Raw genomic sequence first — 13,071 nt, 5'->3', positions numbered from 1 at the left:
CCCGCCGGACCCCCGGCCCGCTGCACCGCCCGAGGCACGGCCCGGGCCCACGTCCCCCGGTGCGTCCTCGAGGACGCACCCGCACGACCACGCAGGAGATCGACCATGAATCGCGCACACGACCACGGTGGCCACGGCCACGCGTCCGACCCCTACTTCCCCCGCTCCGCGGCGCCCCGCCGCCGGGGTGGTTTCCCGCCCGTGCCCGACGACGCGGGCTGGTTCCGCGGCGACGGCCCCTCCGCACGCCGCCCCGGCGGACCCGGCGGCCGCGGCGCCGCGCGCGGCCCCGGCCGTGGCGGCTTCGGCGGCCCTGGAGACGGCGGCCGGGGCTTCGGCCCGGGCCCCGAGGGCCGGGGCGGTCCCGGCTTCGGGCCGGGCTTCGGGCCGGGCGGCCGTGGCGGCTGGCGCCACGGCGGCCGCGGGCCCCGCCGCGCGGGCCGCGGCGACGTCCGCGCCGCGATCCTGCTGCTCCTCGCCGAGCAGCCGATGCACGGCTACCAGCTCATCCAGGAGATCGCGGAGCGCAGCGAGGGCCAGTGGCGCCCGAGCCCCGGCGCGGTGTACCCGGCCCTCAACCTGCTCCAGGACGAGGGGCTCGTCGAGCTCTCGTCGGAGGGCGGGCGACGGCTCGCGTCGCTCACGGAGGCCGGCCGCACCGAGGTCGCGGAGCACGCCGACCGGCTCGGGGACCCGTTCGCCGAGGCCGCAGGGCGCGGCGGGCGCTCGCGGCACGCGCTGCGGGCCGGCGTCGAGGCGGTCGCCGCGGCGGTGCACCAGGTCGCGCGGACCGGCACCGACGAGCAGGCGACGGCTGCCGCCGAGCTGTTGGAGCGCACGCGTCGCGAGCTCTACCTCGTCCTCGCCGGCCCCTCGCCAACGGCGGACGGCGGCACCGGGGGCGCCGCGCCGTCGTCGGGCACCGCGACGGACGACGCCCCCGTCGAGGACGCGCCCGTCGAGGACGGCCCGGTGGAGGACGGCCCGGTGGAGGACGCGCCTGCGGAGCACTGAGCGGACGGGTGCCGAACCCCGGTTTGTGCGCCACTCAGGACCATGGGTGGCGCACAACCCGGGGTTCGGCGCGCCGGGCGGCCTCACAACCCCGGGCTCGGCGGGGCGGGGCGCTCAGGCCGTGCGGTGCGCGAGACGCTCGGCGAGGCGGCCCAGCGAGACGTGCATCATGCCGCGCAGCGCGAGGCCGACCAGCGGGGCGGTGACGCGGCGGGGGAGCGGGCCGGCGAGGTACGCGTCCTCCCACCACACGACGCGGCACCGACCCGGGCCGAGCGGCTCGACGTCGAACCCGGCGTCGCCGAGCAGCACGGGGCCGAGCTTGCGCACGGTGGTGCTCCCGACGCGTCCCGTCGCCGTCGAGGGGCGCTCGAGGGAGTCGACGACCATCCGGTCGGGGAAGCCCGGCGCGCCGCGCCCGACGAACGGGCCGCTCACCATCGTGAACCGGTCGCCGACGTCGGGCCCGCGCACCGCGGGCGTCGCCATCCGGGTGAGCGGGATGAACCGCGGGTGGGTGCGGGGGTCCGCGACCCACGCGAACGCGACGGAGGCGTCGACGGGCAGCTCGCGCCCGACCGCGACGCGGTGGTCCTTCGCGCTCACCCGTCCGCGTCCCGCGTGCTGCCGCGCCGCCGGCGGCCCGGCAGGAGGCGGCGGCGCTCCCGGGGCGCCGCGTCCTCGGGCACGGGGACGAGCACCGGGCGGGCGTCCTCGGTGGCGGCCTCCACGACCTCGAGCACGCGGCCGAACACCGACGGCGGTGGGCCGAATGCGCGGCGCGACTGCGCGACGACGCCCTGCCCCAGCGCGCGGCCGCCCGCGACGCCGACGACCGCCCCGATCCCGAACGGCACGAGGCGACCGAGCGCGAGCCCCGACTGCTTCGCGAGCTGGGTGCGCAGGAAGCGGTTGGCGAGCGCCTTGTTGACCTTCGTCAGGGTGCCCGACGGCATGCGCGTCAGCAGCACCTTGCCCCAGGCCGTGCCGGATCCCTGCGCGGCCCGCTCGACGTCGCGCGCCCCCTTCTCGCCGAGGACGGAGGCGAGGAGCAGGGCGCGGCGGCGCCCGACGTCGTCCACGGCGATCCCGTGCACGTCCGCCACCGCGAGGGAGAAGGCCGCCGACGACGCGAAGAACGTCGCGATGTCGCTCGACGTGAGCGCGATGCCCACGCCCGTGCCCACCGACGGGAAGGCCGCGGCCGCGCCGACCGCGCCGCCCGCGGCCTGCACGACGAGCAGGTACTCGCGCTCGAGGAGCCGGATGACCTCGGCCGGGCCGGCCTCGGGGTTGCGGCGCCGCACCGAGTCGACGTGCGCGCGGATCACCTGCGACGGGATCGTCACCGCCTTGTCGAGCGCGGCGTCGAGCAGCGGCGTGGGCCGGTACGCGGTCCAGTCGGTCGCGTCACGGGTCGCGGCGTCGCGCGTCGTGACGTCGGTCGGCACCCCGCCGGGCGGGGGCGTGCCGTACGCCGGCATGCCCTCCGGTCGTGCCTGCCCGCTCCCCGTGGAGCCCTGCTCGTGCGCCATCGCGCCTCCCGTCGGTGTCACACGTCGGACTCGAGCACCGGGCCCGCGCCCTCCGGCTGGAAGAGGTACTCGACCTCCGCGCCGGCCTTGACCGTCCGTCCTACCGTGCACGCCTTGTCGATCGCTCGCTCGGCGACCGTGACGAGGCGCTCGCGCTGGCCGTCGTCGAGCGCCGACAGGTCGATGTCGTACGTGCCCGTGATCCTCGGGTAGCGGTCCTCCTCGACGAGCTTGTCGCCCTCGACGCGGATCGTCACCTGGTAGTCGTCGCCCAGCCGGCGCGCGAACGTGCGGTCCGTGCTCATGCCGGCGCACGCGGCGAGCGCGATCTTCAGCAGCTCGCCGGGCGTGAACACCGCGCCCTCGCTGGCCGGCCCGATGAGCACGTGGGCGCCGCGCGCGGAGTGCCCGCTGTACGTGCGGTTCCCGGTGCGCTCGACCCACAGCGCGTCCGTGGGGGCGGGCGACGCCGGGGGCACGTCGAGGTCGGCCTCGGCGGCGGGGCTCAGGGTGGTCTCGGCAGGCTCGGTCGTCATGCGTCGATCCTCGCACCCGCGCCGCGCGCGCGTGACCGCCGTCCCCGGTGCGGACGGTCGGTGTCACGTCCGGCCGCGCTGCGCGGTCGAACGGGTGACAGGCGGCCGCGCGCCGCTCCACGCAGCACAGGAGGACCTCATGAGGATCGTCGTCGTCGGCGGCACCGGGCTGATCGGACGCCAGGTGGTCGCACGACTGCAGGAGCAGGGGCACGACGCCGTCGTGGCCGCGCCGAGCACGGGCGTGGACACGCTCACCGGGGCGGGCGTCGACGACGCGCTCGCGGGCGCCGACGTCGTGGTGGACGTGTCGAACTCGCCGTCGTTCGCGGACGACGACGTGATGCGCTTCTTCACCACGTCCACGCGGACGCTGCTCGACGCCGAGGCGCGGGCGGGCGTGCGTCATCACGTGATCCTGTCCATCGTCGGGGTCGACCGCACCGACGCCGGGTACATGCGCGCCAAGGTCGCGCAGGAGGAGCTGGTCCGCGGGTCGGGCCGCGGCTGGTCCGTGGTGCGCGCGACGCAGTTCTTCGAGTTCGCGAAGTCCATCGCGGACGGCTCGACGGTCGACGGCGTGGTGCACGTCCCGCCGGTCGCGTTCCAGCCCATCGCCTCGGCCGACGTGGCGCGCGCGGTCGCGGACGTCGCGACGGGCGAGCCGCGGGACGGCGTCGTCGAGATCGCCGGCCCGGAGCGCGTGCGCTTCGACGCGTTCATCCGCGACGCGCTCGCCGCGACGGGGGACACCCGCGAGGTCGTGGGCGACCCGGACGCCACCTACTTCGGGGCGCACCTCGCCGACGACTCGATCGTGCCGCAGGGCACGTCGGCGACGGGCGAGGTCACCTACGCGCAGTTCGCCTCCGCCTGAGCACCGACGGGCCGCACGGGGGCAGACGCCGCGCCACCCCGCGGCGTACCGTGGCCGCATGACGTCGCACCCGACGGCGACCGAGCGTCCCGGGGTCCTCGAGGACCCCGGGGCGCTCGACGCGTTCCTCGCGGTCCGGCCGCGGCTCTTCGGCCTCGCATACCGCATGCTCGGCAGCGTCGCGGAGGCGGAGGACGTCGTGCAGGACGCGTGGGTGCGCTGGCAGGGGACGGACCGCTCCCGCGTCGAGAACCCCGCGGCGTTCCTCACGACGACGACCACGCGGCTGGCCATCAACGCCGCGACCTCGGCGCGGGCGCGCCGTGAGACGTACGTCGGCCCGTGGCTGCCGGAGCCCGTCGACACGAGCGACGACCCGGCCCTCGGGGCCGAGCGTGCGGAAGCCCTCGAGCTCGCGACCCTCGTGCTCCTCGAGCGGCTCACCCCGGTCGAGCGAGCCGTGTACGTGCTGCGCGAGGCGTTCGGGTACCCGCACCGCCGGGTCGCCGAGATCCTCGACATGACCGAGGCGAACGCCCGCCAGCTCGCACGCCGTGCCCGCGACCGGATCGGCACGCGCCCGGCGGTGCCGGTCGACCCGGGCGAGCACCGCCGCCTGTTCGAGGAGTTCGTCGCCGCGGCGCACGACGGCGACCTGGCGCGGTTCGAGCGGTTCCTCGCCGACGACGTCGTCGCCCGTCCCGACGGCGGCGGGAAGGTGCACGCGTCCCGCAAGGAGCTCGTCGGGGTCGCGCGCGTGTCGCTGTTCTTCGACAACGTGTGGCGCAAGTACTGGGCCGACGCGCAGGTGCGCGCCGTCGAGGCGAACGGGCTGCCGGCCATGCTCGTGGTGCGCGACGGCGCCCCGTTCGCGCTCGTGGCGCTCGACGTCACCCCGGCCGGCATCGAGCACGTGTACGTCCAGGTGAACCCGGACAAGCTGGGTGGCTACGTGGACGCCGCCCGCGCGGCCGGCTGACCGGCCGCCGTCCGGCCCAGGGCCATGAGGGCGCCGACGGCGGCCGTCGCCGCCGCGACGAGGAACGCGACCGGGTAGCCGGCCGTCGGCACGAGCGCCCCGACGGCGGCCGCGCCGAGCGCCTGGCCGAGGACGAGCGTGACGAAGAGCAGCGCGGTCCCCGACGGCGCTCGCGGCGGGTCGATCCGGGCCGTCCAGGCGATGAGCGCCCCGGTGCCGGCGGTGTAGCCCCAGCCGAACGCGGCGCACGCGACCAGGGCGAGCGGCGTGCTGCCGGGGGCGACGGCGAGCGCGGCGGAGGCCCCCGCGACGGTGCTCGTCGTCAGGAGCCACGACGTGCGTGGTCCCCGCCGCTCGGCCCAGCCCGCCGTGGCGGCCGCGGCGGCCCCGCCCGTCCCGAGCGCGAGCCATGCCGCGACGGAGACGGTCTCACCGGTGCCGGACGCGACGAGGAGCGCGCGTCCGTAGTTCCACACCGCGGCCGACCCGCCGCCCAGGAGCAGGGCGGCGAGCAGCACCCTGCCGTGGGCTGCGAACCACGGTCTCGGCGGCAGCGACGCACGGGAAGGAGCGGTGCCGCGCGCGTGCGCCGTGACGAGGACCAGGACCCCGGCGACCAGGGCGACCGCCGCCGCGACGACCCAGGCCGCCCGCCAGTGCGGGAGGAGCACGAGGGCCAGCACGCCGGCCGCGACCACGCCCGGTCCGGTGCCGGAGTTGACGACCGTCTGCGCGCGGGGTCGGCCGCGCGTCCTCGGGTCGCGCTGCAGCACGGCGACGAGCGCGGGGGAGGCGAGGCCTGCCCCGGACGAGCTCGCGACGGCGAACACCGCGAACGCCCCGGCGCTCGGTGCGAGCGCCATCCCGAGCGCGCCCACGGCGGCGCCGAGCGCCGCCGCGACGACGAGCGCCCGCGCGTGCCGCCCGGCCGCGAGGAACCCGACGAGCGCGCCGACGCAGTAGACGACCGAGGCGCCCCCGGAGACGAGGCCCGCCGCCGCGACGTCGAGACCGAGGTCGTGCTCGACGTCGGGCAGGTAGAGCCCGTACGCGAAGCGGACGAGCCCGTACGTGGCGGCGATCAGGGCCGTCCCCGCGACGAGGAGCGGCATGGCGGAGGTACCCTGAAACGAAAACGAGCGTTTCATGTTGACGAGTCTAAGGTGCTGACATGGCGATCCGCGCGACGACCGAGGCGAAGCTCCTCGACGCCGCCGACGAGCTGTTCTTCTCCCGCGGCATCGCGGCGACCCCCGTCGACGCGGTGCTCGAGCGCGCCGGCGTGTCCGCGGCGACCCTGTACCGCGGCTACGCGAGCAAGGAGGCGCTGCTCGCGGCCGTGCTCGACCGGCGCCACCGCGAGTGGCTCGACACCTGGGACGCGGCGGTCGCCGCCCAGCGCACCGACGAGGGGCGGCTGCTCGCCGTCTTCGACGCGCTCGACGCGTTCCGCTCCCGGCCGCTCGGGTCGCGGTGGTGCGCGTTCCTCGGCTCCGCGGCCGAGTACGCCGACCCGCCCGCGGAGGTCGAGCAGGCGATCCGCACCGACACCGAGACCATGCGCGCCCGCCTCGCCGAGCTCGCCGCCGTGGTGGCCCCGGGCCGTGGCGACGAGCTCGCCGACGAGCTCCTGCTCGTCGTCTCCGGCTACCTCGCGATGCGGCTGCGCGCCCCCGCCGAGACGACGCGCACGGCCCGCCGCGTCGCGGGGGCCCTCGTCGCCGCCCGCTGAGCCGGGACCCGCTCACGCGACGCGCGTGCGGGTGGCCTCCGCGGTCGTCCCCGCGTCGTCCTGCCCGACGGCGGTGCTCAACTCGGCAGCGGCGTCGGCCCGTGGCACGCCTGCCACGAACGCCTCGCGGGGGCGTTGCACGGCCGTGAGGGAGACGACGTCGCGTCCGAACAGCGCGGCGGTGAACCACACCGCGAGGACGCGGACCTTGCGCTCCCACGTCGGGATCGCGAGCACGTGGTATCCGCGGTGCATGAGCCACGCGAGCGCGCCGCGCACGACGAGCCGGCGGTACTCGAACACGCCCGAGCCGATGCCGAGCGTCGCGACGACGCCGAGGCTGCCGTGCGCGTACGGGTGGGTCGGCCGGCCGCGGCGGGCCGCTACGAGGTTGCGCGCGAGGCGCCGCCCCTGCCGCACGGCGTGCTGCGCGTTCGGCACGGTGAGCGCGCCGGGGCGGGGGACGGCGAGGTCGGGGACGGCGGCGCCGTCGCCCGCGGCCCACGCGTCGTCGACCGGGGCGTCGTCGGTCCCGACCCGCAGGTCGGGCCGGACGACGACGTAGCCCCGCGCGTCAACCGGCAGGTCCGTGTGGGTGGCCACGACGGGGTTCGCCGCGTTGCCCGCCGTCCACACGAGCAGGCCCGAGGCGAACTCCTCGCCGGTCGAGAGGCGGACGACGCCGCCCTCTGCCGACTCGAGCCCGGCGCCCAGGTGCACGTGCGCTCCCCGGCGCTCGAGCTGCTCGACCACCCAGCGCCCCGGGCGCTCGGTGACCTCGGGCAGGATGCGCTGGTTGCGCTCGACGAGGTGGAACCGCACCTCGGGCGCGTCGATCTCCGGGTAGAGGCGCAGCAGGTCGTGCGCGAGCGACAGCAGCTCGGCGAAACCCTCGACGCCCGAGAACCCGCCGCCGACGAACGTCACGGTGAGCAGGCGCTCGCGCTCCGGGCCCGCGGGCAGGCTCGCGGCGCGGTCGAACGACGTGAGCAGGCGGTCGCGGATCGCGACGGCCTCCTCGACGTGCTTCATGCCGATCGCGTGCTCAGCGACGCCCGGCACGGGGAACACGCGCGTCACGGCTCCGGCGGTGACGACCACCGTGTCGTACGACAGCCGGTACTCGGAGCCCGAGCGCGGCCGGACGACGACCGAGCGGTCGGCGTGGTCGACGCGGGTGACGGTGCCGTCCACGAGGCGCGTGCGGTGCAGGTGCCGCCGGTGCGCGACGGCCGCGTGGCGCGCCTCGACCGAGCCCGCGACGACCTCGGGCAGGAACGGCTGGTAGGTCATGTACGGGCGGGGGTCGACGAGCGCGAGCTCGACCTCGCCGCGGCGCAGCTCGCGCCGCAGGTGCTTCTCGAGCTCCCGAGCCACGGTGAACCCGGCGTAGCCCCCGCCGACGATGACGATGCGTTCCATGACCGCCTCCTGTGCGGCGCGCTCTCTGCGCGCTCACCCTCTCGACCGCGCAGCACGGCGATCCGTGACACCTGTGTTGCGCCGGGCGTCGTCCGAGGCGAGGGCTTGACCTGGAGCACGCTCCAGGTCGCATGCTCGGGTCATGTCGGACGTCCTGATCCCCGCCCCGCCCGTCGCGGTGCCGCCCGAGGGCCTGTCCATCGGCGACGCCGCGCGCGCCGTCGGCCTGAGCGTCGACACGCTGCGCTACTACGAGAAGGAGGGACTGCTCCTCGACCCGGCGCCGCGCGACGGCGGCGGTCGGCGCCGCTACGGCGAGCACGACCTCGCGTGGCTCGCGGGGCTCGTGATGCTCCGCGAGACGGGCATGTCGATCGCCGACGTGCGCGTCATGGCGGACCTCAGCCGGCGCGCGGGCACGGAGGCCGAACGGCTCGTCGTGCTCGAGCGGCACCGCGAGCGCGTCGTCGCGGAGATGGAGCGCACGCGCCGCCACCTCGCCGCGCTCGACACCAAGATCGCGTCGTACCGCGCGGTGACCGGCACGTCCGACGACGACCAGCACCCTCAGGACGAAGGAACCCGATGACTCACGACACCAGCACCACGAGCACGACCACGACCACGACCTTCCCGACGGTCCCGCTGGGCGACGGCCTGCGCGTCCCGGCGATCGGCCTCGGCGCCATGGGCATGAGCGCGTACTACGGCCCGACCGACGAGGCGGAGGCGGTCGCGACCCTGCGCCGCGCCGTCGACCTGGGCGTGACGTTCGTCGACACCGCGGAGGCGTACGGCCCGTTCGAGAACGAGAAGCTCGTCGGGCGCGCGCTCGGCGACCGGCGCGACAAGATCGTGCTCGCCACGAAGGCGTCGGCCGAGACCGACGACGACGGGACGATCCACGGCCGCAACGGCACGCCCGAGTACATCCGTCGCGCCGCCGACCGCTCGCTGCGCCACCTCGGCACCGACGTGATCGACCTGTACTACCTGCACCGCGCCGACCCGGCCGTGCCGATCGAGGAGTCGGTCGGGGCGATGGCCGAGCTCGTGACGGCGGGCAAGGTGCGCCACATCGGGCTCTCGGAGGTCTCGGCCGGGACGATCCGCCGCGCCCACGCCGTGCACCCGCTCGCCGCGGTGCAGTCGGAGCTGTCGCTGTTCTCCCCGGACGTGCTGCACAACGGCGAGAAGGCCGTCATGGACGAGCTGGGGATCGGGTTCGTCGCGTTCTCCCCGCTCGGGCGCGGCGTCCTGACGAGCAGCGTCCGCAGCCTCGACGACCTCGCGCCCGACGACGCGCGTCGCGGCCTGCCGCGGTTCCGGCCCGAGGCGTTCGCCGCGAACCTGCGCCTCGCGGACCGCGTGCGCGAGATCGCCGCCGAGAAGGGAGTCACCGGGGCGCAGGTCGCGCTCGCGTGGGTCGTGGCGCAGGGCGCCGTGCCCATCCCCGGCACGCGCCGGCGGGAGCGGCTGGAGGAGAACGCCGCGGCCGCGCACGTGCGGCTCACGACCGACGAGCTGCGGCGCCTCGCCGACGCCGTCCCCGCGGCAGAGGTGGCCGGGCACCGGGACTACGCGCCGGTGCCCGACGGCCACGACCGCTGACGGCGGGGCGGCGTGCGCCGGGCTCGCGATGCGAGACGGGCGCGTGGTGGTGTCACAGACCGGTCACGGCCTCGGTCATGACCTGTGGCGGCCGGCCGTCGCCGGCCGCCCGGCCCCTCGTGGACCGTCCTTCGAGCAAGGAGCACGAGCATGAGCGAACACGTCCTCGAACCGCAGGCCCAGGAGTTCGCCGAGGCGACCTCGAAGCCGCCGTTCCTCTACGAGCTGGGCCCCGAGGGGGCCCGCAAGGTGCTCGACGACGTCCAGTCCGCCCCCGTCGACCTGCTCGACGTCGCGGAGGAGTGGCGCACCGTCCCGGCCGACGTCGGCGACGTCGCGGTGCGGATCGTCCGGCCCGCCGGCTCGACCGGCACGCTGCCCGTCGTCCTCTACATGCACGGTGGCGGCTGGGTCCTCGGGAACGCGGGCACCCACGACCGCCTCGTGCGCGAGCTCGCCGTCGGGGCGCGCGCGGCCGTCGTGTTCGTCGAGTACGACCGCTCGCCCGAGGCGCAGCACCCCGTCGCCGTCGAGCAGGGGTACGCGGCGGCGCGGTGGATCACCGCCGAGGGTGCGGCGCACGGGCTGGACGCCTCCCGCCTCGCCGTTGCGGGCGACTCCGTCGGCGGCAACATGGCTGCCGTCCTCGCCATCCTCGCGAAGCAGCGCGGCGACGTGACGTTCGTCCACCAGTCGCTGTACTACCCGGTCACCGACGCGGGCCAGGACACCGCCTCCTACCGCGAGTTCGCCGACGGCCCGTTCCTCACGGCCAAGGCCATGGCGTGGTTCTGGGACTGCTACCAGCCCGACGTCGACAAGCGCGCCGACCTCACCGCCTCACCGCTGCGCGCGAGCCTCGACGACCTCGCGGGACTGCCGCCCGCGCTCGTGATCGTCGACGAGAACGACGTCCTGCGCGACGAGGGCGAGGCGTACGCGCGCCGCCTCGTCGAGGCCGGGGTCCGCGTCACCAGCACGCGCTACAACAACGTGCTGCACGACTTCATGATGCTCAACCCGATCCGCCCGACCGCCGCCGCGAGCGGCGCCGTCGCCCAGGCGATCGACACGCTGCGCACCGCGCTCGGCACCCGCTGAGCGCACCGCCTGCCCGCGAACCCCGCACCGCACCCGCTGCACACTCTTGGAGAAACCCATGTCCACACCCACCGTCGTCCTCGTCCACGGGGCGTTCGCCGACTCCACGAGCTGGAACGGCGTCGTCGAGCACCTCCGCGACGCCCGCGTGCCCGCCGTCGCGAACGCCAATCCGCTGCGCTCGCTGTCCGGTGACGCCGCCTACCTGCGCGACGTCCTCGCGTCGATCGAGGGCCCCGTCCTCGTCGTCGCGCACTCCTACGGCGGCATGGTCGCCACCCAGGGCGCCGCGGGGGCGCCGAACGTCGTCGGCCTCGTCTACGTCGGCGCGTTCGCGCCCGACACCGGCGAGAGCGCGTTCGAGCTCTCGGCGAAGTTCCCCGGCAGCACGCTCGGGGACGCCGTGGCGCCCACGCCCCTCGCGGACGGCGGGCAGGAGCTCACCATCCGCCAGGACGCCTTCCACCAGCAGTTCGTCGCCGACGTCGACGAGTCCACCGCCGCGCTCATGGCCGTGGCGCAGCGACCCGTCACCCTCGCGGCGCTCAACGAGCCGCTCGGGACCGTCGACCCGGCCTGGCGCACCCTCCCGTCGTGGTTCGTGCACGGCGCGGAGGACCGCAACATCCCGGCCGAGGCGCTGCGGTACATGGCCGAGCGCGCCGGCTCGCGCAGCACCACCGAGGTGCCCGGCGCGTCCCACGCGCTCGCGGTCTCGCGGCCGGACGCCGTCGCGCAGGTGGTCCTCGAGGCCGTCCGCGCGGTGAGCGGAACCGCGGCCTGAGCCGCTGACCAGCGCGATCGGCGGCGTCGGGCGCGTGCTCGGCGCCGCCGGTCGGCGCGCGCCTACACTGGCGGCCGTGGCCATCGACTCGACCGGCATCCCCACGCCCTATGAGGACCTCCTGCGCGACGTCCTGGAGAACGGGACCCCGAAGGGCGACCGGACGGGGACGGGCACGCGCAGCGTGTTCGGCCGGCAGATCCGGTTCGACCTGTCGCAGGGTTTCCCGCTGGTCACGACGAAGCGCGTGCACCTGAAGTCGGTCGCGTACGAGCTGCTGTGGTTCCTGCGCGGCGAGTCGAACGTGCGCTGGCTCCAGGAGCGCGGCGTGAGCATCTGGGACGAGTGGGCGGGCGCCGACGGCGAGCTCGGCCCGGTCTACGGCGTGCAGTGGCGCTCCTGGCCGACGCCGGACGGCCGCCACGTGGACCAGGTCGCCCAGGTGATCGAGCAGATCCGCAGCAACCCGGACTCGCGCCGGCACATCGTCTCGGCGTGGAACGTCGGGGAGATCACGAACATGGCGCTGCCGCCGTGCCATGCGCTGTTCCAGTTCTACGTCGCCGACGGCCGGCTCTCGTGCCAGCTCTACCAGCGCTCGGCCGACCTCTTCCTGGGCGTGCCGTTCAACATCGCGTCGTACGCGCTGCTCGTGCACATGGTCGCGGCGCAGACCGGCCTCGAGGTCGGGGACTTCGTGTGGACGGGCGGCGACGTGCACATCTACGACAACCACGTCGACCAGGTGCGCGAGCAGCTCACGCGCGCGCCGTACCCGTACCCCACGCTGCGCCTCGCGCCGCGCGACTCGATCGACGCGTACGAGTTCGAGGACATCGAGGTCGTCGGGTACCAGCACCACCCCACGATCAAGGCGCCGATCGCGGTATGACGCGCGTGGCCCGCTGATGCTCGGACTGATCTGGGCCCAGGCCCGCGACGCCGCCGGCCGCCCCGTCATCGGCGCGGGCGGCACGATGCCCTGGCACCTGCCCGAGGACCTCGCGCACTTCCGCCGCGTCACGTCCGGCCACCCCGTTGTCATGGGTCGGCGCACGTGGGACTCGCTCCCGACCCGGTTCCGGCCGCTGCCCGGCCGCACGAACGTCGTCGTGACGCGCCAGGAGGGCTGGGTGCCCGACGGCGGTCGCGCGGCCGAGGAGGGCCGCGCGCCGGTGCGCGTGGCCGGGTCCGTGGACGCCGCCTTCGCGCTCGCGCGCACGGCCGCCGGGCCGGACGGCGAGGTGTGGGTCATCGGCGGCGCGCAGCTCTACGCGGCCGCGGTCGGGCACGCCGACCGGTGCGTCGTCACGGAGATCGACGCCGAGGTCGAGGGCGACACGTTCGCGCCTGCCGTCCCTGCCGGGTGGCGGGCGGACGCGGGGGAGTGGGCGACGTCGTCCACCGGCCTGCGGTTCCGCATGGTCACGTACCGCCGCGCCTGACACCGCCGGCGGTCGACCCCGTGGTGGTGGCGGGG

The 13,071-nt window shown here is 75.9% G+C and carries 15 protein-coding genes; 10 read left to right on the top strand and 5 right to left on the bottom strand.

Features of this window, described 5'->3' with window-relative positions; translation table 11 throughout:
• The first annotated feature begins 105 nt into the window (after positions 1-105).
• Complete coding sequence (locus ACFTZA_RS11730; protein ID WP_378194594.1) at positions 106-1,014, top strand: PadR family transcriptional regulator; 909 nt, start codon at positions 106-108, stop codon at positions 1,012-1,014.
• Between the two features lie 114 nt (positions 1,015-1,128).
• Here ACFTZA_RS11730 and ACFTZA_RS11725 read toward each other — a convergent pair whose 3' ends face one another.
• Genes ACFTZA_RS11725 through ACFTZA_RS11715 form a run of 3 tightly spaced genes read right to left on the bottom strand, consistent with a single transcriptional unit; the run spans position 1,129 to position 3,085 of the window.
• Positions 1,129-1,620, bottom strand: coding sequence for an SRPBCC family protein (locus ACFTZA_RS11725; protein WP_378194591.1), 492 nt, complete (start codon positions 1,618-1,620; stop codon positions 1,129-1,131).
• Positions 1,617-2,549, bottom strand: coding sequence for a hypothetical protein (locus ACFTZA_RS11720; RefSeq protein ID WP_378194588.1), 933 nt, complete (start codon positions 2,547-2,549; stop codon positions 1,617-1,619). The genes ACFTZA_RS11725 and ACFTZA_RS11720 overlap by 4 nt, the downstream gene beginning before the upstream one ends.
• A 17-nt stretch (positions 2,550-2,566) precedes the next feature.
• Positions 2,567-3,085 carry an OsmC family protein gene (locus ACFTZA_RS11715; protein WP_378194585.1) on the bottom strand — a complete coding sequence of 173 codons (519 nt, stop codon included), beginning with the start codon at positions 3,083-3,085 and terminating at the stop codon, positions 2,567-2,569.
• A 139-nt stretch (positions 3,086-3,224) separates the two neighbouring features.
• On the opposite strand from ACFTZA_RS11715, the gene ACFTZA_RS11710 reads away from it, so the two are divergent.
• Together ACFTZA_RS11710 and ACFTZA_RS11705 are read left to right on the top strand one after the other, a co-directional pair.
• A complete protein-coding gene (locus tag ACFTZA_RS11710; RefSeq protein ID WP_378194582.1) occupies positions 3,225-3,962 on the top strand; it encodes an SDR family oxidoreductase in 738 nt (245 codons plus the stop codon).
• Positions 3,963-4,020: 58 nt separating this feature from the next.
• Positions 4,021-4,941 carry an RNA polymerase sigma-70 factor gene (locus ACFTZA_RS11705; RefSeq protein WP_378194579.1) on the top strand — a complete coding sequence of 307 codons (921 nt, stop codon included), beginning with the start codon at positions 4,021-4,023 and terminating at the stop codon, positions 4,939-4,941.
• On the opposite strand, the gene ACFTZA_RS11700 is transcribed toward ACFTZA_RS11705, so the two are convergent.
• On the bottom strand, positions 4,911-6,053 hold the full coding sequence (locus ACFTZA_RS11700) for an MFS transporter (protein ID WP_378194576.1): 1,143 nt from the start codon (positions 6,051-6,053) through the stop codon (positions 4,911-4,913). The two genes, ACFTZA_RS11705 and ACFTZA_RS11700, sit on opposite strands and share 31 nt — an antisense overlap.
• A 59-nt stretch (positions 6,054-6,112) precedes the next feature.
• Between ACFTZA_RS11700 and ACFTZA_RS11695 the strand changes: the two genes are divergently transcribed.
• A complete protein-coding gene (locus ACFTZA_RS11695; RefSeq protein WP_378194574.1) occupies positions 6,113-6,673 on the top strand; it encodes a TetR/AcrR family transcriptional regulator in 561 nt (186 codons plus the stop codon).
• 12 nt (positions 6,674-6,685) lie between these two features.
• On the opposite strand, the gene ACFTZA_RS11690 is transcribed toward ACFTZA_RS11695, so the two are convergent.
• Positions 6,686-8,095 carry an NAD(P)/FAD-dependent oxidoreductase gene (locus ACFTZA_RS11690; RefSeq protein WP_378194572.1) on the bottom strand — a complete coding sequence of 470 codons (1,410 nt, stop codon included), beginning with the start codon at positions 8,093-8,095 and terminating at the stop codon, positions 6,686-6,688.
• A 142-nt stretch (positions 8,096-8,237) separates the two neighbouring features.
• Here ACFTZA_RS11690 and ACFTZA_RS11685 point away from each other — a divergent pair, with 142 nt between their 5' ends.
• The 6 genes from ACFTZA_RS11685 to ACFTZA_RS11660 all read left to right on the top strand — a co-directional run bounded on the left by ACFTZA_RS11685 (position 8,238) and on the right by ACFTZA_RS11660 (position 13,036).
• A complete protein-coding gene (locus ACFTZA_RS11685; RefSeq protein ID WP_378194569.1) occupies positions 8,238-8,684 on the top strand; it encodes a MerR family transcriptional regulator in 447 nt (148 codons plus the stop codon).
• Entirely contained in the window at positions 8,681-9,706 is a 1,026-nt protein-coding gene (locus ACFTZA_RS11680) for an aldo/keto reductase (protein WP_378194566.1), read from the top strand. The genes ACFTZA_RS11685 and ACFTZA_RS11680 overlap by 4 nt, the downstream gene beginning before the upstream one ends.
• A 150-nt stretch (positions 9,707-9,856) precedes the next feature.
• Positions 9,857-10,807: an alpha/beta hydrolase gene (locus ACFTZA_RS11675; protein ID WP_378194563.1), complete on the top strand. Its 951-nt coding sequence runs from the start codon at positions 9,857-9,859 to the stop codon at positions 10,805-10,807.
• 58 nt (positions 10,808-10,865) lie between these two features.
• A complete protein-coding gene (locus ACFTZA_RS11670) occupies positions 10,866-11,591 on the top strand; it encodes an alpha/beta fold hydrolase (RefSeq protein WP_378194559.1) in 726 nt (241 codons plus the stop codon).
• A gap of 76 nt (positions 11,592-11,667) precedes the next feature.
• A complete protein-coding gene (locus ACFTZA_RS11665) occupies positions 11,668-12,483 on the top strand; it encodes a thymidylate synthase (RefSeq protein ID WP_378194556.1) in 816 nt (271 codons plus the stop codon).
• Between the two features lie 16 nt (positions 12,484-12,499).
• Positions 12,500-13,036 (top strand): dihydrofolate reductase, encoded by a 537-nt coding sequence (locus ACFTZA_RS11660; RefSeq protein ID WP_378194553.1) that lies wholly within the window; start codon positions 12,500-12,502, stop codon positions 13,034-13,036.
• Positions 13,037-13,071: the final 35 nt, after the last annotated feature.

Source organism: Cellulosimicrobium sp. NPDC057127 (assembly GCF_042670945.1).
GTDB lineage: Bacteria > Actinomycetota > Actinomycetes > Actinomycetales > Cellulomonadaceae > Cellulosimicrobium.
Note: the sequence above shows the minus strand (reverse complement) of the source record. Positions and strands in the feature narration are given on the sequence as shown.